General features: G+C 69.2%; 26 protein-coding genes. 15 read left to right on the forward strand and 11 right to left on the reverse strand.

Annotation, left to right across the window (positions count from 1 at the left end; translation table 11 throughout):
• Positions 1-20: 20 nt before the first annotated feature.
• From AB0M24_RS20635 to AB0M24_RS20645, 3 genes are read left to right on the forward strand one after another with little or no spacing between them, the layout of a single operon-like run.
• The gene (locus AB0M24_RS20635) at positions 21-1,229 is read left to right on the forward strand and encodes a serine hydrolase domain-containing protein (RefSeq protein WP_363769796.1); all 1,209 of its coding nucleotides are present in this window, start codon (positions 21-23) and stop codon (positions 1,227-1,229) included.
• On the forward strand, positions 1,226-2,101 hold the full coding sequence (locus AB0M24_RS20640; protein ID WP_363769799.1) for a histidine kinase: 876 nt from the start codon (positions 1,226-1,228) through the stop codon (positions 2,099-2,101). Before AB0M24_RS20635 ends, AB0M24_RS20640 begins: the two co-directional genes overlap by 4 nt.
• A complete protein-coding gene (locus tag AB0M24_RS20645; RefSeq protein ID WP_363769802.1) occupies positions 2,098-2,733 on the forward strand; it encodes a response regulator transcription factor in 636 nt (211 codons plus the stop codon). Before AB0M24_RS20640 ends, AB0M24_RS20645 begins: the two co-directional genes overlap by 4 nt.
• Before the next feature lie 2 nt (positions 2,734-2,735).
• On the opposite strand, the gene AB0M24_RS20650 is transcribed toward AB0M24_RS20645, so the two are convergent.
• Positions 2,736-4,181 (reverse strand): aldehyde dehydrogenase family protein, encoded by a 1,446-nt coding sequence (locus AB0M24_RS20650; RefSeq protein WP_363769805.1) that lies wholly within the window; start codon positions 4,179-4,181, stop codon positions 2,736-2,738.
• An 18-nt stretch (positions 4,182-4,199) separates the two neighbouring features.
• Positions 4,200-4,973, reverse strand: a complete 774-nt coding sequence (locus AB0M24_RS20655) for an IclR family transcriptional regulator (RefSeq protein ID WP_363769808.1) — start codon at positions 4,971-4,973, stop codon at positions 4,200-4,202.
• A gap of 35 nt (positions 4,974-5,008) precedes the next feature.
• On the opposite strand from AB0M24_RS20655, the gene AB0M24_RS20660 reads away from it, so the two are divergent.
• From AB0M24_RS20660 to AB0M24_RS20680, 5 genes are read left to right on the forward strand one after another with little or no spacing between them, the layout of a single operon-like run.
• Positions 5,009-7,408, forward strand: a complete 2,400-nt coding sequence (locus AB0M24_RS20660; RefSeq protein ID WP_363769811.1) for a tetratricopeptide repeat protein — start codon at positions 5,009-5,011, stop codon at positions 7,406-7,408.
• Positions 7,409-7,464: 56 nt separating this feature from the next.
• A complete protein-coding gene (locus AB0M24_RS20665; RefSeq protein ID WP_363769814.1) occupies positions 7,465-8,217 on the forward strand; it encodes a phosphotransferase in 753 nt (250 codons plus the stop codon).
• 14 nt (positions 8,218-8,231) lie between these two features.
• The gene (locus tag AB0M24_RS20670) at positions 8,232-8,384 is read left to right on the forward strand and encodes a hypothetical protein (RefSeq protein ID WP_363769817.1); all 153 of its coding nucleotides are present in this window, start codon (positions 8,232-8,234) and stop codon (positions 8,382-8,384) included.
• A 19-nt stretch (positions 8,385-8,403) separates the two neighbouring features.
• Positions 8,404-8,574: a hypothetical protein gene (locus AB0M24_RS20675; protein ID WP_363769820.1), complete on the forward strand. Its 171-nt coding sequence runs from the start codon at positions 8,404-8,406 to the stop codon at positions 8,572-8,574.
• A gap of 22 nt (positions 8,575-8,596) precedes the next feature.
• Positions 8,597-9,592, forward strand: a complete 996-nt coding sequence (locus tag AB0M24_RS20680; protein ID WP_363769823.1) for a YdcF family protein — start codon at positions 8,597-8,599, stop codon at positions 9,590-9,592.
• A 16-nt stretch (positions 9,593-9,608) separates the two neighbouring features.
• On the opposite strand, the gene AB0M24_RS20685 is transcribed toward AB0M24_RS20680, so the two are convergent.
• Both AB0M24_RS20685 and AB0M24_RS20690 read right to left on the reverse strand, forming a co-directional pair.
• The gene (locus AB0M24_RS20685; protein ID WP_363769826.1) at positions 9,609-10,151 is read right to left on the reverse strand and encodes a DUF305 domain-containing protein; all 543 of its coding nucleotides are present in this window, start codon (positions 10,149-10,151) and stop codon (positions 9,609-9,611) included.
• A gap of 52 nt (positions 10,152-10,203) precedes the next feature.
• A complete protein-coding gene (locus AB0M24_RS20690; RefSeq protein WP_363769829.1) occupies positions 10,204-10,533 on the reverse strand; it encodes a hypothetical protein in 330 nt (109 codons plus the stop codon).
• 83 nt (positions 10,534-10,616) lie between these two features.
• Here AB0M24_RS20690 and AB0M24_RS20695 point away from each other — a divergent pair, with 83 nt between their 5' ends.
• Positions 10,617-11,069, forward strand: coding sequence for a DUF4396 domain-containing protein (locus AB0M24_RS20695; RefSeq protein WP_363769832.1), 453 nt, complete (start codon positions 10,617-10,619; stop codon positions 11,067-11,069).
• 47 nt (positions 11,070-11,116) lie between these two features.
• Here the strand turns inward: AB0M24_RS20695 and AB0M24_RS20700 are convergent, their stop codons facing one another.
• Positions 11,117-11,413: a hypothetical protein gene (locus AB0M24_RS20700; protein WP_363769835.1), complete on the reverse strand. Its 297-nt coding sequence runs from the start codon at positions 11,411-11,413 to the stop codon at positions 11,117-11,119.
• A 69-nt stretch (positions 11,414-11,482) separates the two neighbouring features.
• The gene (locus tag AB0M24_RS20705; RefSeq protein ID WP_363769838.1) at positions 11,483-11,932 is read right to left on the reverse strand and encodes a hypothetical protein; all 450 of its coding nucleotides are present in this window, start codon (positions 11,930-11,932) and stop codon (positions 11,483-11,485) included.
• Positions 11,933-12,060: 128 nt separating this feature from the next.
• Here AB0M24_RS20705 and AB0M24_RS20710 point away from each other — a divergent pair, with 128 nt between their 5' ends.
• Genes AB0M24_RS20710 through AB0M24_RS20720 form a run of 3 tightly spaced genes read left to right on the forward strand, consistent with a single transcriptional unit; the run spans position 12,061 to position 15,279 of the window.
• Positions 12,061-14,373, forward strand: coding sequence for a glycosyl hydrolase family 18 protein (locus AB0M24_RS20710; RefSeq protein WP_363770254.1), 2,313 nt, complete (start codon positions 12,061-12,063; stop codon positions 14,371-14,373).
• Positions 14,374-14,411: 38 nt separating this feature from the next.
• On the forward strand, positions 14,412-14,846 hold the full coding sequence (locus AB0M24_RS20715) for a helix-turn-helix transcriptional regulator (RefSeq protein ID WP_363769841.1): 435 nt from the start codon (positions 14,412-14,414) through the stop codon (positions 14,844-14,846).
• A gap of 10 nt (positions 14,847-14,856) precedes the next feature.
• Positions 14,857-15,279, forward strand: coding sequence for a VOC family protein (locus AB0M24_RS20720; RefSeq protein ID WP_363769844.1), 423 nt, complete (start codon positions 14,857-14,859; stop codon positions 15,277-15,279).
• 54 nt (positions 15,280-15,333) lie between these two features.
• Here the strand turns inward: AB0M24_RS20720 and AB0M24_RS20725 are convergent, their stop codons facing one another.
• The 3 genes from AB0M24_RS20725 to AB0M24_RS20735 form a co-directional block, all read right to left on the reverse strand.
• On the reverse strand, positions 15,334-18,705 hold the full coding sequence (locus tag AB0M24_RS20725) for a carboxypeptidase-like regulatory domain-containing protein (protein ID WP_363769847.1): 3,372 nt from the start codon (positions 18,703-18,705) through the stop codon (positions 15,334-15,336).
• 135 nt (positions 18,706-18,840) lie between these two features.
• Entirely contained in the window at positions 18,841-19,653 is an 813-nt protein-coding gene (locus AB0M24_RS20730; protein ID WP_363769850.1) for a phosphotransferase, read from the reverse strand.
• Entirely contained in the window at positions 19,650-20,249 is a 600-nt protein-coding gene (locus AB0M24_RS20735) for a TetR/AcrR family transcriptional regulator (protein WP_363769852.1), read from the reverse strand. Before AB0M24_RS20735 ends, AB0M24_RS20730 begins: the two co-directional genes overlap by 4 nt.
• An 84-nt stretch (positions 20,250-20,333) precedes the next feature.
• Here AB0M24_RS20735 and AB0M24_RS20740 point away from each other — a divergent pair, with 84 nt between their 5' ends.
• A complete protein-coding gene (locus AB0M24_RS20740; protein ID WP_363769855.1) occupies positions 20,334-20,885 on the forward strand; it encodes an NAD(P)H-dependent oxidoreductase in 552 nt (183 codons plus the stop codon).
• Here the strand turns inward: AB0M24_RS20740 and AB0M24_RS20745 are convergent.
• Together AB0M24_RS20745 and AB0M24_RS20750 are read right to left on the reverse strand one after the other, a co-directional pair.
• Positions 20,875-21,600 carry an MBL fold metallo-hydrolase gene (locus AB0M24_RS20745; RefSeq protein WP_363769858.1) on the reverse strand — a complete coding sequence of 242 codons (726 nt, stop codon included), beginning with the start codon at positions 21,598-21,600 and terminating at the stop codon, positions 20,875-20,877. The genes AB0M24_RS20740 and AB0M24_RS20745 overlap by 11 nt on opposite strands.
• Positions 21,601-21,614: 14 nt before the next feature.
• Complete coding sequence (locus AB0M24_RS20750; RefSeq protein ID WP_363769861.1) at positions 21,615-22,745, reverse strand: ABC transporter substrate-binding protein; 1,131 nt, start codon at positions 22,743-22,745, stop codon at positions 21,615-21,617.
• Positions 22,746-23,000: 255 nt separating this feature from the next.
• Between AB0M24_RS20750 and AB0M24_RS20755 the strand changes: the two genes are divergently transcribed.
• A complete protein-coding gene (locus tag AB0M24_RS20755) occupies positions 23,001-24,260 on the forward strand; it encodes a sensor histidine kinase (RefSeq protein ID WP_363769864.1) in 1,260 nt (419 codons plus the stop codon).
• Positions 24,257-24,904, forward strand: a complete 648-nt coding sequence (locus tag AB0M24_RS20760) for a response regulator transcription factor (RefSeq protein WP_363769867.1) — start codon at positions 24,257-24,259, stop codon at positions 24,902-24,904. The genes AB0M24_RS20755 and AB0M24_RS20760 overlap by 4 nt, the downstream gene beginning before the upstream one ends.
• Positions 24,905-25,009 lie beyond the last annotated feature (105 nt).

A 25,009-nucleotide genomic window follows, 5' to 3' on the forward strand; every position in this document is an offset into this window, starting at 1 on the left:
TGATCCTTACGTTGTGGGACATGAACATCTGGGGAGCAGCGTTGGCGCTGTTCGTGTCGACCTTCACGGGCGAGGCCTCGTATCCGGGCGTCGTCGTCGCGATCACCAAGGGGGACCAGGTGATCGCTGTCCAGGGCTACGGGCACGACTCGTCCGGAGCGCCGATGACCGAGCACACGAAGATGCCGATCGCGTCGGTCAGCAAGTCGTTCACGGCACTGGCGGTCCGGCAGCTCGCCGACGCGGGCAAGATCGATCTGGACCGGCCGGTGTTCGACTCCCGTGTCACACCACGGCAGTTGTTGGCGCACACGTCCGGGATCAGCGACCGAACGTTGCCGGAGAAGAGCCTGCCGCAGCCCTCGTCTCCTGCGGAAGCGGTTTCGCGGGCTCAGGACGTGCTGCGGTCGGCGGTGCCCGACGGGCAGTTCCGGTACACCAACACGAACTACCACCTGGCCGCGCGGCTGGTCGAGCTGGCGTCCGGGGAGAACTTCAACTCCTATCTGCGGTCGCACATCTTCGAACCGTTGGGCATGAGGGAGACCGTTGCGATCGACGTGACGCCGCGCGATCTGCCGTCCGACTACCGGCGTGGATACGGTTACGCGTACGGGTTCTCGGTTCCTTTGACTGAGCCTGATCGGTTCGTCGCCGGTTCGGATGGTGTGATCACCACCGGCGCGGACATGGCGAAGTGGCTGGCGGCCCAGCCGAAGCTCGCGCCGCGCGACGGCATGGGCTGGCGGGCGGACTCGAAGGGACAGCTGCGGCACAGCGGGATCTGGTTCACCGCCACCGCGGGACAGCTGCTGACGTCGTCCGGCCACGGGATCGCGGTGATGTCCAACAGCGGGCTCACGCTCGGCAACGAGGGCACGTCCGCACTGGAAGACGGAATCGCGGACGTCCTGGACGGCAGGACACCGGAAGAGCCTGGGCCGTACCGCCTGATCGTCGATCTGGTGCTCGCCGCGCTGGCGCTGTCGTCACTTGTGCTCGGCATCCGTGCGTTGCGACGGCCGCGCAAGCTCCACAAGGCGTGGCAGGTGCTCAGGTTCGTGCCGCTCGGTGTGCTCGTGACGATGCCTTGGTTGATCGGCCTGTTGTTCGGCGGGCGGGACATCACGTTCTTCCAGCTGATGCACTATTCGCTGCCGCTTGTGGTGTGGTTGGCCGTTTCTGGTGTGATGAACGCGAGTGTGGCGGTCGTGAGGTGGGTGCGATGAGGATCCTGGCGCTGGCGGCGTGCGTCGCCGCCGCTTTCACGGTGTCGTTCTTCATGCGCGAGACCGTGCCGCCGTGGACGGTCCTGGTGTGCGCGGTGGTGTTCGTGGCGTCCTTTCTGCTCGGTCGCAGGATGGCACCGGGCTGGCCCGCGATCATGTTCGCCGCCGCGGGACTGATCGGGCTGGTCCAGCTCATCGTCGTGTCGCTGGCGGTGGCGTTGCCGTGGTTCCTCGGCCGACTCGCCCACCAGCAGGCCGCACTGGCCGCGGCGGGCGTGGAAGCCGCTCACCTGCGCGAACGCACGCGGATCGCCCACGAGGTCCACGACACGCTGGGGCACGAGCTGAGCCTGATCGCGTTGCAGGCCGGTGCTTTGGAGATGAACCTGCCCGCCGAGCACCAGGCCGCCGCGGCTTCGTTGCGGATGGCTGCTTCCGACGCCACGGAACGGTTGGCGGACCTGGTGTTCCTGCTGCGCGACGGTGATCCGCCCGCTGTGGTGGACCTGCGGGAACTGGTGGACCGCGCGGTGGCGTCAGGTTTGCAGGTTTCGTTCACTGTGGACGGACGTGTCCCGTCCGCTGTGGAGCGGACCGTGTTCCGGGTGGTGCAGGAGGCGTTGACGAACGCGGTCAAGCACGCGCCGAAGTCCGAGGTGGTGCTCCGGGTGTCGACGGCCGACGCGACCACGGTGGTGGAGGCGTCCAACGACCTCGGGTTGCGGCGTGGTGCGGGCAGCCGGTTGGGCTTGATCGCGTTGCGGGAACGGGTGCGGCTCGCGGGCGGTACGCTCCGGACCAGCCGTGAGGGCGGGAAGTTCGAGCTGGTCGCTACTCTGCCGCATTCTGGGCCGCACTCGGGGGAAGCGTGATTCGGGTACTGCTGGCGGACGACGAGGCGATGGTGCGCGCGGGCGTGCGCGCCATCCTCGGCTCCGATCCCTTGCTGGAAGTCGTGGCGGAGGCGGGCGACGGCCGCGAGGCGATCGACCTGGCGTTGAAGCACCGGCCCGACGTGGTGCTGCTGGACGTCCGGATGCCCCGGCTCGACGGCCTCGAAGCGGCACGGGAGTTGGCGCGCCTCGGTTTCGGCGTGGCGATGCTGACGACGTTCAACGACGACGGCTACCTCGAACAGGCGCTGGACGGTGGCGCGCGGGGCTTTCTCTTGAAGTCAGGCGATCCGCGCGAGCTGATCGCGGGTGTGCACGCGCTGGCTTCTGGTGGTGCTTACTTGGCGCCCAAGGTGGCGGCGCGAATGATCACGAGGTTCCGCGGCGGACGGGTCAGCGAGGCCCGGTCCCGCGTCGAGTCGCTGACCGCGCGGGAACGGGACGTGCTGGCGTTGCTCGGCGAAGGCCTGTCGAACGCGCAGATCGCGCGGCGGCTTGACCTCGTCGAGGGCACGGTGAAGGGGCACGTGAGCGCCATCCTGACCCGGCTCGGCGCGGAGAACCGGGTGCAGGCGGCGATCGTCGCGCACGAGTCCGGGTTGACTGCCTGATCTCAGATCGGGAAGTGGCCGTGCTCCCCGGCGAGGGTGACCCAGCGGGTGGCCGAGAAGGCCTCGATGCCCCAACGGCCACCGAACCTGCCGTACCCGCTGGCCTTGACGCCACCGAACGGCGCCTGGGGTTCGTCGTCCACGGTCTGGTTGCCGACGTGCACGATGCCCGTGCGGATCCGGCGGGCCAGGGCGAGGCCGCGCCGCGAGTCCTCGGTGAGGATGCCGGCGGTGAGGCCGTGCTGGGTGTCGTTGGCGATGGCGATGGCCTCGTCGTCGTCCGCGACCGTGGTCACGACGACGGCGGGACCGAAGATCTCCTCCTGGAAGATGCGCATGTCCGGGGTGACGTTGTCCAGCACGGTCGCGGCGCCGTCACCTCCCGCCCGGAGGCGTGCGCCCGCATCGACGGCCTCGGTGACCAGTGCGGCGACTCGGGAGGCGGCGCGCGGGGTGATCACCGGGCCGATCACCGTGCCGGGGTCGGCAGGGTCGCCGTGGGGAAGCGAGGAGACCTTGGCCGCGAGCTTCGCCGTGAACTCCTCGGCCACGGAGGCGTGCACCAGGATCCGGTCGGCCGACATGCAGATCTGACCGGCGTTGAAGAAGGCGCTGAACGTCGCCGCCTGCACCGCGTGGTCGAGGTCGGCGTCGTCCAGGACCAGCAGCGCGTTCTTGCCACCGAGCTCCAGCACGGCGGGCTTGAGGTGTTGCGCGGCAAGGGTTCCGATGATCCGGCCGACCTCGGTGGACCCGGTGAAGTTGACCGCCCGCACGCGCGGGTCGGCGATCAGCGCCTCCGCCACCTCGGCGGCGTCGGCAGGCGCGTTCGTCACGACGTTGAGCACGCCTGCCGGCAACCCGGCCTCGTGCAGCACGTCGGCGATGAAGTGGCCGGCCGCGATCGGCGCGTCCTCGCTGGGCTTGAGCACCACGGTGTTGCCCGCGGCGAGCGGTGCCGCGACAGCCCGTGCGCTGAGGATGATCGGCGCGTTCCACGGCGAGATCGCCGCGACCACGCCGAGCGGTTCCCTGACCGCCAAAGAGAGTTGTCCTGGCGTGTCCGTGGTCAGCACCTCGCCGATGGGCGCGGTGGCGGCCGCGGCGGCCTCGCGCAGCATCTTGGCGGCCAGCATGACGTTGAACCCTGCCCAGCCGGCGACGCCGCCGACCTCCTGCGCCATCAGCGCGATGGCTTCCGGAGTGCGTTTCTCGAGTTCGTCCGCCGCGCGCAGCAGGATCGCGCGCCTCGCGGACGGGGCGGTCGCCGCCCACTCCGGGAACGCTTCCTGCGCCGCGTCGACCGCGCGCGTCACGTCCGCCGGACCGGCGGACGCGACCACGGCGTACACCTCGCCCGTGAACGGGTTGAGGTCCTCAGTGGTGCGGCCGTCCTGTGTGGGAACGCTTTCGCCGCCGATGAACAGCTCACGCTTCTCGCTTGCCACGGTTGAAGATTCAATCGCTCACGCGCGTTCCGCACCAGGTTCTATTTCCGGTGGATGGAAACCCGGTTCCAGCGTCCGCCCGATGCCCCGCGCCGCCACCTGCAACGCCGCCACCAGCCGCCCGCGCACGTTCCGCAGATCCGGCACCACGATCCCGAGCGCCGCCACGACGTGTCCGTCCACCTCGACCGGCACGGCGACGCTGCACGCCCCGAGCGTCATCTCCTCGAACGTCTGCGCGTACCCGTCCCGCCGAATCCGGTGCAGCTGCGCCCTCATCCGCCCCGGCTCGGTCACCGTGTACGCCGTGAGCCGCGTCAGGTGGTGCTGCAGCACGTCTTCCTGCACCTCGGCGGGCGCGTGCGCGAGCAGCACCTTGCCCACGCCGGTCGAGTGCAACGGCAGCCTGCTGCCCGTCGAGCTGACGATCGGCACCGACGCGTGGCCCGACACCCGGTCGAGGTAGAGGACCTCGTTCCCTTCGCGCACGGCCAGGTGCACCACCGCGCGCGTAGCGGCGTGGATGTCGTGCAGGAACGGCTCCGCGACCCGGCTGAGGTCGACCTCGCCCGCCGCGAGCAGCCCGAGCCGCCAGATCCGGCGCCCGATGACGTACTCACCGGACTCCAGCCTGCGCACCGCGCCCCACGCCGCGAGCTCGGCCAGCAGCCGGTGCGTGGTGCTGATCGGGAGGCCGCTGCGGCGCGCGATGGCGCTGAGGGTCTGTCGCCGGTGGCGGGCGTCGAAGGTGCCGAGCAGCGACAGCAGCTTCGTGGAGACGGTGGCGGCCATCCGCGAATTCTGCACGGCGTGCCTAGGATCGGCCGGTGGCCGGAACACCTGAGGGACGACTCCGCGCGCTGCACCGGGCACTCGCCGCGCACCCGAACGAGCCCGTGCTCTTCGCCGACCTGGTTCGCGAGGTCTGGGGTGAGAACCCGCCCTCGGGACCGTTGCCCGCCTTGCGCACGCTGGTGAAGCGGCTGCGCCGGTCCATCCCGGACGAGATCGTCACCGACGTGTCCGGCTACCGGCTGAAGGTGCGCACGCCCGGACCGTGCCAGCTCCCCGCCGACCTGCCGGACTTCGTGGGCCGCGAGCACGAGCTGGCGCGTCTCGAACGGCAGGACGGCCTGATCGCGATCACCGGGCCGCCCGGCGTCGGCAAGACGGCACTCGCGGTCAGGCTCGCCCACCGCCTGCGGGAGCGGTACTTCGACGGGCAGCTCTACGTGAACCTGCGCGCGTTCGCGTCGGGGCCTCCGGTGACGGCGGAGCAAGCGCTCGGTGGCTTTCTGAGGGCGCTCGGCGTGCCGCAGGCGGCGATCCCGGTGCATCTGGACGCGCAGGCCGAGCTGTACCGGTCGAAGCTCGCCGGCAAGAAGGTGCTGGTCGTGCTCGACAACGCCGCCGAGGACCTGATCGAGCCGCTGCTGCCGACCGAACCCGGCTGCCTCGCGATCGTCACGAGCCGCCACGACCTGGCCGGTCAGCTCCGGCTCGACGTGCTGGGCGACGACGACGCGCACGACCTGCTGACCAGCATGAGGGTGGAAGGCACGCCCGAGGAGCGCACGGAGCTGGTGCGGTTGTGCGCGCACCTGCCGCTCGCGTTGCGGATCGCGGGCGCGAACGTGGCGCACGGGCACATCGAGGACTACCTCGCCGACCTGCGCGGCGACCGGCTGGACGTGCTGGAGATCGACGGCGACGCGGCCGTGCGGGCGACCTTCGAACTGTCCTACCGGGCGCTGTCGACCGAGGCCCGGCGCGTGTTCCGGCTCCTCGGGCTGCCGCCGGGCGCGGACCTCGGCCTGGACGCCGCCACCGCGCTCGCGGGCACCGATCCCGAGGCCCAGCTCGACGAGCTCGTGCGGGCGGGGCTCGTCGACCACATCGGCGTTCGCTATCAGCTGCACGACCTCATCAGGCTGTTCGCAGCAGACGCGGCGGACGACGACGACAAGGCCGGACTGCTCGCCATGTACGCGTGGTACCTGCGGACCGCGCACAACGCCGTACGCGGGATCGTCCCGGAGACGAGCCTCATGACGGAGCCCGACCTCGACGGCCCGAGCCTCACCTTCGCCGACCGCGACGAGGCGGGCGCGTGGCTGGAGGAGGAGCACGCCAACCTGGTGGCGGCGGTGTTGGCAGCACCGTCGCCGTACGCCCAGCAGCTCGCCGACGCGTTGCGCATCTACCTGCACATCGGCCGGTTCGAGATCGAGAAGGCGCTGGTGTTCCGCGCCGGCCTGCGCACAGCACGCGCGGCCGGTGACCCCGTGGGACAGGCTGCCACGTTGTTCGGCCTGGGCATGTCCGCGTGGACGCGGGGCGAGTACCGCGACTCCCTCGACAGCTACGCCGAGGCCCTGGAGTACGCGCGGTCACCGTTCGCGACGGCGTCGATCCGCAACGCCATGGGCCTGGTGCACACCGAGATGGGCAACACCCGGCTGGCCGACGAGCAGCTGGTCGCCGCACTGGAGATCCGGCGCGAGATCGGTGACGAGCGCGGTATCGGCGCCACCCTGATGAACCTCGGCATCTCCTGCGGCACGCGCGGCGACCTGCGCAAGGCGGCCGAGTACATCCAGGAGTGCAAGGACCTCAGCGAGCGCAGCGGACTGCACAACCAGGTCGCCATCGCGCTCGACAACCTGTCCGTCGCCTACTTCGAGCTGGGCGACCTGGACCGCGCGCTGACCTCCAGCCTCGAGTCGGTCGCCCTGCACACCAGCCAGGACCAGCAACGGGCGCTGGCCAACGCCCTCGCGAGCCTCGCCCGCATCCACGCCGAACGAGGCTCGGTCACCGAGGGGCTGCGGGCGGCGGAGCAGTGCTTCGAGGTCGCGCGCGAGGCCGAGCACCCCAAGGCACGGATCGACTGCCTGGTCGCGATGGCGGTGCTGGAACCGGACCGGGCCGCACAGCACGCGGGGGAGGCCGTCGAGCTCGGCCGCAAGATCGGGTACGGGCCGGGCGTGATCACCGCGTCGATCCTGCTCGCTGGCGCCACTCGCTCGGTGGAGCTGATCGACGAGACACTCGGCGTGATCGTGGAGACCGACAGCATGATGGACCACTCGCGCGCGTTGCTGGTTCGTGCGCGCATCACGGGGTCTGCTGACACGGCACGGGAGGCGCTGGAGGAGGCGGAGTCGCGCGGTCAGGAGAAGGTGGCCGCGGACGCCCGGGAGTTGCTGGCGGCGCTGGCGACGTGACGGGTCCGGGCGAAAGTCGTTTCAGGCGACCAGGCCTCGTTGGCCAGACTGAGTCCGTGACGTATCTGGGCGAAGGCTGGGACAGCAGGGCCGAGCTGGTCGGCGGACGATGGGTGGAACGCCGCCCGCGCCGCCCGCACATCGGCCCGCAGCTGGTGCGCGAGACCGTGGTGATGCCGTGGCTGGCTCCGTTGCTGCCCCTCCCCGTGCCGGTTCCCGTCCTGGTCTCCGAAGATCCGGTGATCGTCCGGCACGAGCTCGTCGACGGCGAGGTGCAGCCGAGCCCGAACGCGGCCCAGGGCAAGCAGCTGGCCGAGTTCCTGCTGGCCCTGCACGCGGTTCCGGCCGACGAGGCCGCCCGGCGAGGTGTCCGCCCGACGCGGCTGCCGGTCGAGCGGTTCCGCGCCGAGGTTCTGCCGCACGCACCCGAAGGCGAGCCGCTGCTGGACGCGCTGGCCGGCCTGCCCACGCACACGCTCGTCCACGGCGACCTGGGGCCCGAGCACGTCCTGGGCCGCGACGGCGTGCTGACCGGCGTGATCGACTTCGGCGACCTCCACCTCGGTGACCCGGCGCTGGACCTGGCCTGGGCGCTGCACTCGACACCGCCCGAGTTCGCGGACGCGCTGGCCTCGACGTACGGGGTCACGGCCGACCTGCGGGAACGGGCGTCGATCTGGCACCAGCTCGGTCCGTGGGACGAAGTGTTGTACGGCAACGACATCGGCGATCCGTCGTTGGTGGAGAGCGGTCTGGCAGGTGTGCGTGACCGGCTGCGGATCTGGGTACCCAGGGAGCCCACCGACTAGAAGGAGTGTCGAGGATGCCCTGGGTTCGACGGCACCGCCGCAGCGCCCCGTACAGCTGGTTCCGCACCACCACGGTCCGCAGCCACTACCGCAGGCCGCAGACCGGGGTGCTGATCCCGATCCTGGTCGCGATCGCCGTGATCGTGCTGCTCATCGCCCTGTTCTGAAAGGGGTAGGGTCGAGGACATGGGACAGTTGGGTGAGTTGTTCCCGGGACGCAAGCTCCGCAGCGAGGCGACGGACTCCGGCACCGGTGAGGACTTCGAGGAGACCGGTCCGCTCGACCTCACGACGGGCGCGGTGCGGTTGAGGCCGCGGCCGAAGCCCGTTGCCCCGGAGCCCGAGAGCACGGACTGATCTTCGGTATTACCCTGGGCCGGTGCTCGCCGGCCTGCTGTTCATCGTCCCCGCGTCGATCTTCCTGTTCGGGATGGTGCGCGACCGGCGCAGGCTGAGCAACGCGATCTGGCTCGGCATCACGCTGCTGATGCTGCTGCTCCTGCTGGCGGAGGCCGGCCGGGACAACCCGGTGCTGAGCCTGCCGCTGCTGTTCGCCTTCATGCTCGCCGTGGTCGGCCTGTTGCTGCTGCCCTTGGCGTTGCTGGCGAACGGGCTGGTCATGGTCCGCCGCGAGGGAAGGTCGCTGGGCAACCTGCTGTCGTTGCTCGCCGGTCTCGCCCTGATCGGCGAGATGATCTACTTCGGCTGGGGCATCGGCCAGCCCAACGACTGGATCCGCGGCAGCGCGATCGGGTTGTTCCTGGTGTCCGCGTACATCGCGTTCCTGTTCGTGAGCCTGCTGCTGTACTCGGTGATCTACGGTCGCACCGGGCGCCGCAGCGGGTTCGACGGCATCGTGGTGCTCGGCGCGGGCCTGATCGGCTCCCGCGTGCCGCCGCTGCTGGCGTCCCGGCTCGACCGCGCGCTGCGGCTGTACCACCGCGACCGCGAGGCCGGGCGGTCGCCGGTCATCGTGGTGTCCGGCGGGCAGGGTGCGGACGAAGAGGTTTCCGAGGCGTTCGCGATGCGCCAGTACCTGCTCGAACGCGGCGTGCCCGAGGCCGAGGTGGTGCTGGAGGACCAGGCCACCACGACCGAGGAGAACCTTCGCTACAGCAAGGCTTTGCTGGCCGAACGCGGGCACACCGGCAGGGTCGTCGCGGTCACGAACAACTACCACGTGTTCCGCACCGCGGTGCTGTCGCGCAAGCAGGGGTTGCGGCTGCAGGTGATCGGCGCGCCGACGGCGTGGTACTTCGTGCCGAGCGCGTTCCTGCGGGAGTTCGTGGCGCTGCTGGTCCGCAACCCGGTCGTGCACACGCTGGCGTGCCTGCTGCTGATGGCGGGCGGGCTCGCGCTGACCCAGATCGGCTAGCGAGCCCGCCCTGCTGTCACAGCGTCTTCAGGAGATCCTTCATCTCGGTGATCTCCTGCTGCTGACCGTCGATGATGGCCTGGGCGAGCTTCTTGGCTTCGGCGTCCTTGCCGTCGGCGAGCTCGGTCTTCGCCATCTCGACCGCACCCTCGTGGTGCTTGATCATCAGGTCGAGCCACTGCTTGTCGAAGTCGGCGCCGGTGGCCTTCTCGAGCTTCGCCATGTCCTCGTCGTTCATCATCCCGGCCATGTCGTGGCCCTCGTGCGACTTCTGCTCGGCGCCCCACTCCTTGAGCCACCCGTTCATCCGGGTGATCTCCGGGTCCTGGGCCTTCTCGATGCGCTGGGCGAGGCCGCGGACCTGGTCGTTGGAGCTGCGGGACGGCACGAGCTTCGCCATCTCCAGCGCCTGCTCGTGGTGGGGGACCATGTCCTGCGCGAACGTGACGTCCGCAGCGGACTTCTCGGCGGCCGGCTTCTCCGCGGCAGTGTTCTCGGTGCTGCCGCAGGCGCTCAAGATGAGCATGCCGACGACAGCCCCGATGAGGGACTTCTTCAAGGGTTTTCTTCTCTCTGGCGTGTGTGGACAGTGCTGAGTGGACTGAGAGAACTCAGTTCCGCAGCACGCAGAGAGTCGTGAGGAGTGGTCTTCCGCCCGGTGGCGGACGTTGCGGGGTGCTCAGGGGCGCGTCGGACGGCAGCGCCGCGAGCCGGGGGAGTGCCGTCCTGACCAGGAACCACGCCGTCAGCGCGACGGCCACCGCGACGAGGACCGCGAGGCACATGTGCAGCAGGTCGTGCTCGTGCGGCTGGGGTTCCTGCTGGTGGCTGACCATGTGCTCGGCGTGCGGAACCTCCGCTGCTGCGACATGGTGCATTCCGACGACGGCGAACACGAGCGCGCACAGCAACACCCACTGGGTGAGCCGGCGCCTCGTCATGCGGCACACCCTACCGGGGTATGGGTTGATACTGATACCCCCTAGGGGTATGGTTTGCCGCGACGCTGAAGGAGGAGGACGAGATGGACCACGCTCCCGCGAGCCTGACCAGGCAGGCGATCTCCGCGACGCTGCACTGCCTCACCGGCTGCGCGATCGGCGAGGTGCTCGGCATGGTGATCGGCACGGCGCTGGGCTGGGGCAACGTCGCCACGATCGTGCTGGCCGTCGTGCTCGCGTTCGTGTTCGGCTACGCGCTGACGATGCGGCCGGTGCTGCGCTCGGGCCTCGCGTTCAAGGCGGCTCTCGGCGTCGCGTTCGCCGCCGACACCGTCTCGATCGCGGTGATGGAGATCGTCGACAACGCGGTGATCCTGCTGGTGCCCGGCGCGATGGAGGCGGGCCTCGCGAGCTGGCTGTTCTGGGCGTCGCTGGCGGTGTCGCTGGCCATCGCCTTCGTGGTGACGGTGCCGGTCAACCGCTGGATGATCGGGCGCGGCAAGGGGCACGCGGTCGTTCACCAGCACCACCACTGACGCACGAAACGGGCCGGGACGTCGTGCGACGTCCCGGCCCTTTCGGGTTACTGGTCCTTGCCGGTCAGCGTTCCCGAGTCCTTCGAGGTCACGCGCGTGCCGTCCTCGCCGGTGACTCGCGTCCCGTCCTCGCCGGTCACTCGCGTGCCGTCGGTTCCGGTCACTCGCGTCCCGTCGGTCCCGGTCACCCGAGTGCCGTCGGTCCCGGTCACCCGAGTGCCGTCCGTTCCGGTCACCCGCGTGCCCTGACCACTGTCATCCCCTGCGGCCGCCGCCGTGCCCATTCCGAGCACGAGTGCCGCTGCTGCGAGCACGAGTACGCCCGCGGTCTTCTTTCCCACCATGACACCTCCCCAGTTCGGTGGTACTTCCAGCATGCGCGCGCACCCTTGCAGGAACTTTGAACGCGCAGGTCAGGCGGCGCGCGTGAACCTCATGACCCAGTTGGTCTCCCACGTCTCGCCGTCGTCGTAGGAGAACTGCTGCTGCCACACGGGTTCGTCGCCCGCCGTCCAGTCGAACCGCACCTTGACCTCGTGTCCGCCGACCACGTCGTCGCCGAAGAACACGCCGTGCCCGTCGGTGAACCGGCCCTCGAGCGGCGGGTCGAGGTGGCCAGGAGCGCGGCTCGACGCCCACCAGATGCGCCAGACGTCGTCGGAGGGGTCGTACTGCCGCAGCGTCATGCCCTCCCAGCCGTCGACGACGAGGTTGTCGATGTTCCCCATGCCGCCGAGGATCGGCCTGGCCTCGGACGTCGCCTCGAACTCGACCCACTCGGTGCCGCGGCCGGGGATGTCGGCGATCTTGCGGTTGGCCACGTGCCACCGGCCGTGGAAGAAGTCGAAATCGTTCTCACTCATGCCGGGGACGCTAAAACGGCATCACTGACAGCCAATGTCAGTGATCGAGTATTGACGCAAAGGTCTGGACCATTTTACCGTTCCTGCCAGTGGCCGCCGCCCTAGCCAGGAGGTCCTTTCCCTTGCGACTGCTCGCCAGAGTGGTCCCGGTGCTAGCCCTGCTAGCCGGGACAGTGATAGCTGTGACCAACTCGCCCGTCGCAGCCGCAGCCCACGAGGACTGCCGGCCGGACGGGCTCTACAAGACGTCGGGCGTCGACGTGCCGTACTGCACGGTCTACGACACCGCCGGGCGCGAGAAGATGGGGGACAAGTCCCGGCGCGTGATCGGGTACTTCACCAGTTGGCGCACCGGCAAGAACGGTCAGCCCGGCTACCTCGCCAAGGACATCCCCTGGACCAAGGTCACGCACCTCAACTACGCGTTCGCGCACATCGACGCGCAGAACAAGGTGTCGGTCGGCGCCAACGACGCGAACAACTCGTCGATCGGCATGGAGTGGCCGGGCGTCGCGGGTGCGGAGATGGACCCGGCGGTGCCCTACAAGGGCCACTTCAACCAGCTGACGAAGTTCAAGAAGCAGTACCCGAACGTCAAGACGCTGATCTCCATCGGCGGCTGGGCGGAGACCGGTGGCTTCTTCAACGCCGACGGCACGCGCAACGCGTCGGGCGGCTTCTACAAGCTCGGCCAGAACCAGGCCGCGATCGACACGTTCGCGGACAGCGTCGTCACCTTCCTGCGCCAGTACGGCTTCAACGGCGCTGACATCGACTACGAGTACGCGACGTCGAACAACCACGCGGGCAACCCCGACGACTTCTGGATCTCCAACGCCAACCGCGGCACGCTGTGGACCGGCTACCAGGCGATCATGAAGACGCTGCGGGAGAAGCTCGACCGGGCCGGTGCCGCCGACGGCAAGCACTACATGCTCACGGCTGCTGTGCCCGCGTCCGGCTGGCTGCTGCGCGGCCAGGAGTCGTACCAGGTCGTGAAGTACCTCGACTACCTCAACGTCATGAGCTACGACCTGCACGGCTCGTGGAACCACTTCGTCGGCCCGAACGCGTCGCTCTACGACGACGGCAAGGACGGCGAGCTCGCGGCGGGCGGTGTGTACACGGCACCGCAGTACGAGGGCATGGGCTACCTCAACACCGACTGGGCGGCGCACTACTACCGCGGCGCCATGCAGGCCGGACGCATCAACCTGGGCGTGCCGTTCTACTCGCGCGGCTGGCAGGGCGTCACCGGTGGCACGAACGGGTTGTGGGGCAAGGCCGCCTTGCCTGACCAGTCGAAGTGCCCGCCCGGCACCGGTTCCTCGGTCGGCTCGACCACGCCGTGCGGCAACGGCGCGACCGGCATCGACAACATCTGGCACGACGTCACCGCCGGCGGCGCCGAGGTTCCGTCCGGGGTGAACCCGTTGTGGCACACCAAGAACCTCGAAGCCAAGGTCACCGGTTCGTACTCCTCGCAGTACGGCCTCGACCCGGTCAACGACCCGACCGACCGGCTCACCGGCACCTACACGCCGTACTACGACTCGACGCTGAAGTCGCCGTGGCTGTGGAACAACGACAAGAAGGTGTTCCTCTCCACCGAGACCGAGCAGTCGATCGCGGAGAAGGCGAAGTACGTGCGCGACAAGGGTTACGGCGGCGTCATGATCTGGGAGCTCGCCGGCGACTACAAGTACGACTCCGTCAAGAAGGAGTACTTCATCGGCGACACCCTGCTGTCGACGATCAACACCGGCCTGAACGGTGCCGCCGGTTACGGCAACCTGAAGGCGTCTTCCCAGCAGACCCAGTCCTTGGCCGTCGACGTGGACGTCTACGGCTTCGCGCTGGGTGACAACAACTACCCGATCACGCCGAAGATCAAGTTCACCAACCGGTCGACGGTGACGATCCCCGGCGGCACGAAGATCTCGTTCGACTACGGCACCAGCGCGCCCGGCAGCATGGCCGACCAGTCCGGGTTCGGGCTCAAGGTCGTGACCAAGGGCCACAGCGGGTCGAACGTCGGCGGCCTGAAGGGCGACTTCCAGAAGGCGGAGCTCACGCTGCCGTCGTGGCAGTCGCTCGCACCGGGCGCGTCGGTGGAGATGACGGTCAGCTACCAGCTGCCGATCTCGACGCCGTCGAACTTCGTGTTCACCTTCGGCGGCCAGTCGTACGCGATCACGGCCGACTACCCGAGGATCGGTGGCGGCACCCCGCCGACCACCACGTCCACCACGACGACCACCACGACGACGTCGAACCCGCCCGCCTGCTCGCTGCCCGCGTGGGATCGCGAACAGGTCTACAACGGCGGCAACGAGGTCTCGCACAAGGGTCGCAAGTGGAAGGCCCAGTGGTGGACGAAGGGCGAGGAGCCCGGCACCACCGGTGAGTGGGGCGTCTGGCGTGACCAGGGCGCCTGTTAGTCAGTGATCTGTCAGGCGCGGGCCTTAGGCTGTTCATCGTGACAGTCCAAGACCCGCGCCTGCAGGAACTGGTCCTGCTGCGCAAGGTGCGCGACCGGATCGACCGCGAGTACCGGGAGCCGCTCGACGTGGCGGCGCTGGCCCGCGGCGTGCACCTGTCCGCAGGCCACCTGTCGCGCGCGTTCCGGGCGGCGTTCGGCGAGTCGCCCTACAGCTACCTGATGACCCGCCGCATCGAACGGGCCATGATCCTGCTGCGGCGGGGCGACATGTCCGTCACCGAGGTCTGCTTCGAGGTCGGCTGCACCTCGCTCGGCACGTTCAGCACCCGTTTCTCCGAGCTCGTCGGCATGTCACCCAGCCAGTACAGGAAGGTCGCGGCCGAGGACGGCCAGGGCATCCCGAACTGCCTGGCCAAAGCCGTGATGCGGCCGATCAGGAATCGAGAAGCGGCGGCCGGTCCGTCCGATTAGGTTGACCGGCATGTCAGTCATCATCGCCGCGGCGTTCCTGCCCGCAGACGACCCCGAGAAGTCCCTCGGCTTCTTCCGCGACGCCCTCGGCTTCGAGGTACGCCAGGACGTCGGCCAGGGCACCATGCGCTGGATCACCGTCGGCCCGCCCGACCAGCCCGAGACCGGCATCGTCCTGCACCCGCCCGCCGCCGACCCCGGCGTGAGCGACGAGGAACGCCGCACGATCGCCGTCCTCATGGCAAAGGGCGTCTACACGGCCATCTCGCTCGGCTCCAAGGACCTGCAGGGCGTGTTCGACCGGGCTCAGGCCTGGGTCGAGGAGTCGGGCGCGGGCGAGGTGCTGCAGGCGCCCGAGGACCAGCCGTGGGGAGTGCGGGACTGCGCGTTCCGCGACCCGGCCGGCAACCTGGTCCGCATCAACCAGCTCTGATCACGATCCGCGCGGGCAGCGTGCTCAGCGCGCTGCCCGCGCACATCGCTGCGTTCACCGGATGCGGACGGAGTTCCCCTTCGGCATGGCGCCTGATGCTCGGTAGAGGACAGTGCTGCCGTCCGCGGCGTAGACGGTCATCACCAGCTGGTCGGCCTGGGCGGGACTGAGACGGTCGCCGTCGGTCCCTTCGACGGAGAAGCGGTTGGTCGTGGTGGCCCCATCGACCGTCACCGAGGCTGTGCCCTGGAACGTGGCACGGGACCCTTGGTCGATGACGAGCCAGTCGAACGACGTCGCGGTGACCGTGAGCAGGTGGCAGTTGACCGGGTTCGGCGTCGAGCAACGCGCACCCGTGGCATAGGTGAGGTGGAAGTCGCTGCGGCTGTCCAGTGCTCCGTCGCGGTAGTCCACGGTGAACCCGTAGTCGGCGCTGTCGGCCTGACCCTGCTGGACCAGGCCTGGCAGCGTGTCGCCCGCAGCGAGGCTCGGCACGAGATCCTTCTTGTTCTTGCCCGTCACGCCGGCGCCCGCGGGATCGACGATGACGAGCATGGTGGTAGTCGTGGGGCTCCAGTTGCCGGCGATGTCCCGTGCACGCACTCCGATGTCGTGCACTCCGGCAGTCAGCCCGGTGCCCAGTGTCGCGGTGAGAGTGGCCGTGAGCGGGGTCGCGTTCCCGACGCCGGGGTCGGCGCCGACGAAGTACTCGCCTCTGTCCACTCCGGACAACGTGTCGGTTGCGGGGACCACGATCGTCGTGGTGGCGCCGACAGCGACCGGGTTGGTGCTCCAGGTGGGTGTTTGGAGGGCCGGAGGTGTGCGGTCGATCGACACGCGGTGCTCACCCGTGGCGCAGTTGGCGGCCGGGTCGCAGGACTGGGCTGATGTCACGGCCTGGTCGCGGCCTTCCACCTGCACGAACGACGGCGCAGGAACTGACGGCGTTCCCGACGAAGGCGTGGGATCGTCGCTCTGCCAGGCGATGGTGACCGGCGCGGTGTACCAACCGGCGACCGGCTGACGGTCCGGTGTGCCGGTGACGATCGGCCGCACGCGGTCGAGCACCGTGGTGACTGGGGCCGTACTGGGTCCCGCGCCGGCACCGTTGCGTGCGGCGACGGTGTACGAATGCGGCCCGTCGGCAGCCGTGCCGTCGGTGAAGCCGGCCTGCGTCGTGTTCCCGATGAGGACTCCGTCGCGGTGCACGTCGTAGCTCGTCGCCGTGGCAGACGTCTGCCAGGTGAGCACCGGGGCGGTGTTCGTCGGGCTCGGCACGCTCAGGCCCGTGACGACGGCGGGCACCGGTGGTTGTTGCTGGAAGACGAACGTGAGGTCTCCCGCGCTCGTGTCGACCGCGGTGGTGTTGCACTCGTCGAACGTGCCGAGCAGCACGCAGATCTGTCCCGGCGCGAAGGTGACGCCGCGGAAGGTCCTCGTGTTGAAGGTGCCCTGCGCGTCGGTTTGCCCGTCGTCAGACGTGGCACCGGTGAACGAGGCCGGTTCGCCGGGGAACAGCGAGACCTGACCGGGGAACCCGCCGTTCACGGTGACTCGGGCGTTGGGCACGCCGTTGCCGCTCGGATCCTTCAAAGTGATGGTCGCGGTCGCGGTGGCCGGCAACTGGATGTCCCTGACCACGTTGCCCGTCAGCGGGATCGCCTGGTGCTCGAAGTGGAAGTACCCAGGTAGTCCTGCGACACCCAGTGGTCCGTTGATGGAGCCTCCGCCGACCTGAAACGGATAGGTGCCTGGATCGGTGGTGATCCGATAGACGCCGGTGGTGTCGGTCCGCGCCGATCCTCCGTGTGCGACTGACACGCGGGGTACCGCATTGCCGGCGGAGTCTCTGACCGTGCCGGACACCGTGTAGGTCGGTGTGGGCGGGCGCTGGGTAAGGGCGAGGCTGATGTCGTTGTCCGCGGTCAACGTCGCCGGGCCGCACACGGTGCTCGGACTGACCGGGAACCTGGCGCAGATGCCCGTTCCTCCTGGGAGTTCCGTACCGCGGAAGACCGTGAACCGCACGATGCCGGAGGCGTCGGTGCGCGGGTTCGTCACCTCACTCGACTGGTTCGCTCGGTAGTCCGGATATCCGGCGCCGAGCAACGAGTGCGCGGCGAGAGTACCGATGAAGTCGACCGGGACGTTCGCGGCAGGAGCGCCTGCCGCATCCGTGACGTGCACGGTGACGGTCACCGTCGACGGGAGGCGCACGTCCGTGGTGACATCGCTGGTGCTGAGGTCGATCGTGTCGGACGGACCGGAGAAGCTGAAGAACGACGGCAGTCCGGGCACCGTGAGCGGCCCTGAACCGTAGCTGCCTCCACCCACGCCGAAGTCGTACCTCCCCGGTGACTTGACGAACGAGAACCTGCCGTCGGACAGCGAGGTCGTGAACGACGAACCGAGGTTGAGGGAGATCCGCGGTACCGGATCACCCGCGGCTGTGCGTACGACGCCGGACAACGTGTGGGTGGGTGGGGCCGGCTGCCTCAGCGTGATCGAGACCGGCCCGTTGTCGGTGTTCACGGGCGTCGTGTTGCAGAAGGTGTCGACGAACCCCGGCACGGTCCGAACACAGATGCCGCCCGGTGGAAAGGTGACGTCCTCGAATGCCATCAGTTGTGCGGTGCCACCGGCGTCGGTGGCGGACGCGGATTCCGTGCTGTCGAACCGGTAGGCCGCGGCGGCTTCCGGCACGAACGCGAACCCTGTGCCAGGAGAGGAGGATCCGCTCGCGCTGACCGGCTTACCTCCGCTGACCGGGTTGCCCGCGGCGTCGAGGACGGTGAGGGAGATCGTGGTGGTGGCGGGCATGCGGAGGTTCTGCGTGACGTCCTGGGCGGTGAGGTCGAACTCGGGCGCGTCCGGTCCCGCGGAAATGGTGGCGCCGTGCGGATAGCGGGGGACTCCCTCGGCGATCAGGCTGGCGAGCCCGGAGGTCCCGGCCAGGCTGGAGGACCGGCCTGGCGCGACATCGACCGCGAACCCTCCCGGCCCGCCGACGTTGGCGTTCGACATGGTGCCGCCCAGCGACACCCGGAGATTCTGCAAAGCCCCGCCCTCGTGCGTCGTCACGGTGCCGCTGAACCGGTGGGTCGGGGGAGTGGTCGGTGCGTTCACGAGCTGTACGTTGATCGTCAGATCGCCGTTGACCTGCACGCCGCTCTGTACGACGGGACTGAGACCACTGCCGGTGGGCGGGTCGAAGCGAACGTCGAAGTCGCCTGTTTCGGCGACGAGAGTGAATCGTCCGTCGGGTCCGGTGAACGCCGGTCCGTGCCTCGGCCCTGTCGTGCCGGGATCTGCGGTGGTCACCGCGACATCCGGTACAGGGACGCCGTTCTGCGACGTGACGCTGCCGGAGATGACTGCGGGCGAGGCCGCTGTCGCCGGCACCGCGGAGGCGAGAACTATTGCCACCGCACAGAACATGACGTGGAGTTTCGGCATGGCGGGTGCCTTCTCTCATCGGTCGGCGTGCCCGCCATATCGCCAGGTCGTAAAGCCGCGTGACCGTCGCGGCGCAGATTCGCCCGTGTGCCTCAGCCGGAACGCCTATAACCGCCCGAGGGCGGCGCGCACCAGGTTGAGCCCTTCCCGCCGCCAGTGGTCGCCGTCGGGGAGCTGATCGCCTCGGCGCCACCGCCAGGCCGAGAACATCGCCCACATCAGCGCACGGCACCGGTGGATCAGCCCGTGATCCGCTCCCGGGTAGTGCGCGGCCACCTCGGCCGGCGCGTGGGCCAGGTCGAACTCGACCGGGCCACGGCAGCACGTCGCGAGATCCACGAACAACGGACCCGTCGCGGTGTTGAGCAAGTTTCCGGTATGAGGCTCGCCGTGCAGCAACTGCTCGTCGTAGCTGCTGACCGAGGTGCTCAGCACGCGGCGGAGAAGTTCGCGGTCGGGATTGGCGAGTCCTGGGCTCTTCGACGGGTCGTCGACGACGCGCAACGCACTGGCGACGCGGTCGGTGAAGTGCGGTGCGTCGAGCGAGACCTCGCGCAGCGCAGCGTGGTGCCGCATGAGCACCTGTGCGAAGGCCGCAGGCGTGATCTCGGCGTCCAACGGGGCGTAGTAGGTCCACAGCGAGATGGCGAACGAGTCGCATACGTACACGCGCGGCTCGACCCGCGGGTCGAGGTCGGCCACCGGGCCTCCGGCTGCAGAGATGACGCGAGCCACCTCGACCTCGAACTCGGAACCCCCGAGGTCAGCCAGAGGTGCGACCCGGACGACGACGTCGCAGGGGAGCAACCGCAGCACGACCCGATCTGAGTTGTTGATGACGACGGCGTCGGAGACCTGCAAGCCCTGTGCCGCAGCGGTAGTCCGTGCCGCCGAGACGGCGAGGTCGAGGTCCTTCACGTCAGGAGACGGTCGACGAGATCGGCCCAGCCCGCTTCCACCCGCTCCAGCGACGCGCCACGCCTGCGGACGAGGTGGTCGACCAGCACGATGTCCACCGAGGACAGCAGCGTGTGGGCGAGCAGGTCCGCGTCGGCGTCCGGGAGGGTCTCGCGCACCAGGGCCGCGACGTGCATGTGGCGCACCAGCTTGGCCGGCATCGTGAACCGGCGGGCGGGAACGGGCTCGGCGGCCAGGTAGACGTCGTGGTGGGCCTGTTCGTGGCGCACCAGGGCCGGGCCGAACGCCCGCAGCCGCACCTCCGCGCCCACCCCGGGGCCGAGTGGGGGCGGGCCGCTGATGAACGCCTGCTGGAACTGCTGTTCCGCGTGGTCGAGCAGGGCCTGGAGCAGGCCGTTGCGGTCGCCGAAGCGCCGGGACACCGTGCCTTTGCCGACTCCTGCCGCCGCCGCGACGGACTCCATCGTGATGGCCGCGGCGCCGTGTTCCGCTGCGATTCGGGCTGCGGCGTCCAGCAGCAGCGCACGGTTGCGCACGGCGTCGGCGCGCAGGCCCGGCTCCGCGCCGATGAGGGGCAGTGGTGTGCCGTCGATCACGTCTCCAGCCTAGTCGGGAAGGTAAACGGGACGCGGCCCGTTTACCGGGAAGTCCACTTCAGCCCTGTACCTGGGAGACACGCCATGGCAGTCCGCATCCTCACCCTCGTCGGCAGCCTCCGCGCCGGATCGCACAACCGCAGGCTCGCCGAGGCGGCCGTGCAGATCGCGCCCGAGCACGTCGAGGTCGGCCTGTACGACGGGCTGGACACGGTGCCGTTCTACAACGAGGACATCGACGCCGAGGGCAGCGTTCCCGCCGCCGCGGCCAAGCTGCGTGAAGCCGCCGGTGACGCCGACGCGGTCCTGCTGGTCTCGCCTGAGTACAACGGCACGATTCCCGCGGTGCTGAAGAACGCGATCGACTGGCTGTCCCGTCCCTACGGCGCGGGCGCGATCAAGGACAAGCCGGTCGCCGTCGTCGGCACCGCGTTCGGTCAGTACGGCGGCGTGTGGGCGCAGGACGAGGCGCGCAAGGCGGCCACCATCGCCGGTGCCGCGGTCGCCGAGGACCTCACGCTCTCCATCCCGAGCTCGGTGGTCCGCTTCGCCGAGCTGCACCCGGTCGACGACCCCGAGGTCACCGAGAAGCTGACCGTCGTCATCGAGGGCCTGGCCGCCCGCGCTACGGCGTGAGCGCGTAGCTGACGGGGCCGTCGTAACGTGACGACGCACGGGTGACCGCTTCCTGCGGTGTCAGGAAGCGGCCCACGTGCGTGACGATCAACCGGCCCGCGTCGGCCGCCCTGGCGGTCTCACCCGCGCCCTCGGGGGTGTGGTGGACAGGGGAGAGGTCAGGGCTTTCGGCTTCGCAGAGCAGCACGTCGGTGCCGCGCGCCAGGTCGACCAGGCTGTCGCACGGCGCTGTGTCACCGGAGTACGTGAGCGAGCCGCCCGCGTCGATCCGCACCGCGAACGCCGGGATGCCGTGCGAGACGGCGGCCGTGGTGAGCCGCATCGAGCCGACCTCGGCGACGTGTCCGTCGTGCAGTTCGGTGATGGCGAACGCGGACTCCACCGGACTGCGCTCCGGGCCGTTCGTGAGGAACCCGGCGAGGCGGTCGGCGATGCCCGGCGGTCCGTACAACGGGAGCGGCGGCCGCGAGATGTCCGCGAACAGCAGGGCGTAGTACGCGGTGAGCAGGTCGGCGCTGTGGTCCGCGTGCAGGTGCGAGATCCAGATCGCGTCCACGTCCTCCAACGAGGTGTGGCGCTGCAACGGGCCGAGCGTGCCGGTGCCCGCGTCCATCCACACCCGAGTGTCCTGATTGGACACCAGATAGCCGGAGCACGGGTTGTCCGTGCTCGGGTACGGCGTCGCGCACCCGAGCACGGTCAGATCAAGTCCCATGCGCCAACGTTAGATCAACGAGCGCGCGTTCCCTTGAGCTTCACCAGTTCCGACTCGAACAGGTTCTCCTCGACCTTCAACGTGCCGGGCACGCTCTTGTCCGGCCGCGACATGTAGGACTGCGTCGCGGACGGCCGTCCCACCAGGGAGAACCGCAGCTCGCCGGTGAGCCCCTTCGCCTTGATGCTGTTCGTGTCGTGGAACGCGCGCAGCACGCCGTCGCGCGTCAGATCCTTTTTGGCGCAGGCCTTTTCGAGCACGGCCACGTACGCCATCGCCACCGTGTAGCCGTGCACCGTGTTCAGCGTGCCAGGCTCGCCGGGCCACCGTTCCTGGTAGCCCGCGCGCAGCTCGCGGACGCCCTCCACGTCAGCGCTCCACGGCGCGACGGGCGAGGTGAGCAGGACCTGCTTGGCGAACACCGGCGCGACCGGCGACTCCATGATCGCCGGGTCGTAGCTCACGGCGCTGGACAGGATCGGCACCTGCCAGCCGAGCTGCGCGGCGATGCCCACGGCGGCGGCGGTCTGCGGCGGGGTCAGCGACAGGGCGAGGACCTTGGCGCCGGCGGTCTTCAGCGCGGTGATCTGCTCGGTCAGGTTCGCCGTGGTCTCGGTGACGGCCTGCTCGGAGACCTTCATGTTCCAGTTCTCCGCGACGAACCGGCTGCCCTCCAGGGCGTTGTCGCCGAAGTTGCCGCGCAGGTGGACGTGGCCGATCGTGTCGCCGGTCGTGAGCAGGCCCCTGCGCTTGTAGTAGTCCAGGCCGTTGATGATGTCGAGGTCGTAGGTCGTGCCGACGATCATCATGTGCGGGTTGCCGAGCAGGGAGGCCGCCCACGAGCCGGGGACGGTCAGCGCCCGCGTCTGCATCAGGTCGGGTTCGATGGCGGCGGTCATCGGCTGGCCCGCGACGTCGATGAAGCCCAGCACCTGCGGTTCGAGCTCGAAATAGCCGTCGAGTGCCTTCTGCACGTCGTACGCGTGGTCCTTCTGCTTCAGCTCGATGCGCCGCCCGCACACGCCTCCGCGTTTGTTGACGGTGTCCAGATAGAGCTCGTACCCGCGAATGCGGAAAACCGACGAGCCTTTGAACGGGCCTGTCATGTCGGTCAGCACGCCGAGCGAGATCGATTCAGGAGACACGCCAGGACCAGTGCGAACGGCCGTGTCAAGCTGGTCATCGGACCCGCATGCGGTGAGTGTGCCGACCAGCAGTGCGGCGGTCAAGAATAGATGACGAATAGACATTCCAGGCCTTGTCGCAGGGGAGGTTACTCGCAGGTAGCGGGAAGTATTGAGTAACAGGTCCCGGCCAGTCCAATTTTGTGGTCCGAAACACCCTCGAGGGTGAATAGCTTCGATTGCCGATGTAAAAGGCTCGCCGGGTACCGTGATCGGGTGGAAGAGCCCGTGTGGAACGAGTGGCGGCGGCCCGGCCCTACGCCTGCCCAACGGCGGCGCGACATCGGCATCGCCGTCCTCGTGCTGCTGTGCGCGGTCGAGTTCACCGTGCTGGTGAACAGCATGGGCGCGTTCGCCTTCGGTCGAGCCCCTGACCTGCGCGAACAGCTCGCGTGGGTGGTCGTCCTCTCCGTGCCGCTCGTGGTGCGCCGCCGCTACCCGCTCGCCGTCATGCTCGTGGTGTCCGCGCTGTTCATCGCCGCGCAGTGGCGCCAGCTCGGCGACAACCTGGTGCCGTCCGCGATCCTCTTCCTCGCGATCTTCACGGCCGGCGCGTGGGAGCGGAACCGCGTCGTGGCGCGCTGGTCCCGCATCGGCGTCATCGTCGCGATGTTCCTGTGGCTGGGCTTCAGCCTGGTGAAGGCTCTGCTCGGACCGCCGGGCACCTTCAAGAACGCCGCCGGGCCGATGGACCCCGTGCTCGCGAGCGTCCTCTGGGGACTGGAGTTCAACCTCTTCTTCTTCCTGTTCGCCTACGCGGTGGGCGAGATGGCGTGGACCGCCGCCCGGCGCCAGGCCCAGCTGGAGTTCCAGGCCGAGGAGCTGCGCCGGTCGCAGGAGCAGAACACGCGTGGGGCCATCGCGGCCGAACGCATGCGGATCGCGCGCGACCTGCACGACGTGGTGGCGCACCACGTGTCCGTGATGGGCATTCAGGCAGGCGCGGCTCGTCGCGTCCTGGACTCGGATCCTGAGATGACGCGTGACGCCTTGCAGACCGTCGAACAGACCGCCCGCACCGCGATCAACGAACTGCGCGGGTTGCTGGGAGTGCTGCGGGCGGACGTGGACTCGGATCATCGCGCGGCACCGGGTTTGGACGACCTGCCCGAGTTGCTCGACAACGCTCGTGCCGCAGGTTTGGAGGTCTCGCACGGTGTCTACGGCTCGCCGCGAGAGGTGTCGTCGGCCGTCGCGCTGTCGGCGTACCGGGTGGTGCAGGAGGCGTTGACCAACGTCGTGAAGCACGCGGGCGCGAGACACGTCGACGTGCGGATGCGGTTCCTGGACACCGCTCTGGAGGTGGAGATCGCCGACGATGGACGCGGCTCCGCCGTCTCCGGCTCGGGATTCGGGCTCGTCGGGATGCGCGAACGCCTTGCGGTGCACGGAGGCTCGCTCGAAGCAGGCCCGCGGCGTGACGCGGGCTATCTGGTGCGCGCGTCGCTGCCCACCGTTTCGGAGGAGAACGCGTGAGTCTGCGTGTCGTGCTGGCCGACGACCAGGACCTGGTCCGCGCCGGTTTCCGCGTCATCCTCGGCACCGAACCGGGCATCGAGGTCGTCGGCGAGGCAGGCGACGGCGAGGAAGCCGTGGCGCTCGTGTCGTCGTTGCGGCCGGACGTTGTGCTGATGGACGTCCAGATGCCGCGCATGGACGGCCTCGAAGCCACCCGGCGAATCCTCTCCGACGGGAACGGCACCCGCGTGGTGATCCTGACGACGTTCGACCGCGAGGACTACCTGTTCGAGGCGCTGCAGGCGGGAGCGAGCGGGTTCCTGCTGAAGAACGCCTCGCCGGAGGACCTGGTCGAGTCCGTGCGGGTGGTGGCCCGCGGCGACGCGCTGCTCTCGCCCGAGGTGACCCGGCGGGTGATCGCGCGGTTCAGCGCGCCGAAGCAGGAACGGACGCGGCCGCCGTCGTTGACCGACCGGGAGTTCGAGGTGCTGGTCGAGCTGGCCAAGGGTGCTTCGAACGCGGAGATCGCGGCGGCGTTGTTCCTGGGGGAGACGACGGTGAAGACGCACGTGTCGCGGGTGCTGGCCAAGCTGGGGTTGCGGGACCGCACGCACGCGGTGGTGTTCGCGTACGAGCAGGGGATCGTCACGCCAGGCCACTGAGGCGGAGGGCCGCGATCAACTGCAGGTGGTCCGCGACCGGCTCGGTGGCCGTCGTGGAGGCCTGATCAACAGCCGCCTGGAGCGATCTGGTAGCTAGGTTGGGAA

This window comes from Lentzea sp. NPDC051838 (genome assembly GCF_040681245.1).
Classification (GTDB): domain Bacteria; phylum Actinomycetota; class Actinomycetes; order Mycobacteriales; family Pseudonocardiaceae; genus Lentzea.

Excerpts from the sequence above, each read along its gene's own strand:
- AB0M24_RS20695 (WP_363769832.1), top strand. The coding sequence starts at position 10,617 with ATGGACCACGCTCCCGCGAGCCTGACCAGGCAGGCGATCTCCGCGACG.
- AB0M24_RS20670 (WP_363769817.1), top strand. The coding sequence starts at position 8,232 with ATGCCCTGGGTTCGACGGCACCGCCGCAGCGCCCCGTACAGCTGGTTC.
- AB0M24_RS20720 (WP_363769844.1), top strand. The coding sequence starts at position 14,857 with ATGTCAGTCATCATCGCCGCGGCGTTCCTGCCCGCAGACGACCCCGAG.
- AB0M24_RS20655 (WP_363769808.1), bottom strand. The coding sequence starts at position 4,973 with ATGGCCGCCACCGTCTCCACGAAGCTGCTGTCGCTGCTCGGCACCTTC.
- AB0M24_RS20635 (WP_363769796.1), top strand. The coding sequence starts at position 21 with ATGAACATCTGGGGAGCAGCGTTGGCGCTGTTCGTGTCGACCTTCACG.
- AB0M24_RS20705 (WP_363769838.1), bottom strand. The coding sequence starts at position 11,932 with ATGAGTGAGAACGATTTCGACTTCTTCCACGGCCGGTGGCACGTGGCC.
- AB0M24_RS20690 (WP_363769829.1), bottom strand. The coding sequence starts at position 10,533 with ATGACGAGGCGCCGGCTCACCCAGTGGGTGTTGCTGTGCGCGCTCGTG.
- AB0M24_RS20745 (WP_363769858.1), bottom strand. The coding sequence starts at position 21,600 with ATGGGACTTGATCTGACCGTGCTCGGGTGCGCGACGCCGTACCCGAGC.
- AB0M24_RS20640 (WP_363769799.1), top strand. The coding sequence starts at position 1,226 with ATGAGGATCCTGGCGCTGGCGGCGTGCGTCGCCGCCGCTTTCACGGTG.
- AB0M24_RS20700 (WP_363769835.1), bottom strand. The coding sequence starts at position 11,413 with ATGGTGGGAAAGAAGACCGCGGGCGTACTCGTGCTCGCAGCAGCGGCA.
- AB0M24_RS20675 (WP_363769820.1), top strand. The coding sequence starts at position 8,404 with ATGGGACAGTTGGGTGAGTTGTTCCCGGGACGCAAGCTCCGCAGCGAG.
- AB0M24_RS20740 (WP_363769855.1), top strand. The coding sequence starts at position 20,334 with ATGGCAGTCCGCATCCTCACCCTCGTCGGCAGCCTCCGCGCCGGATCG.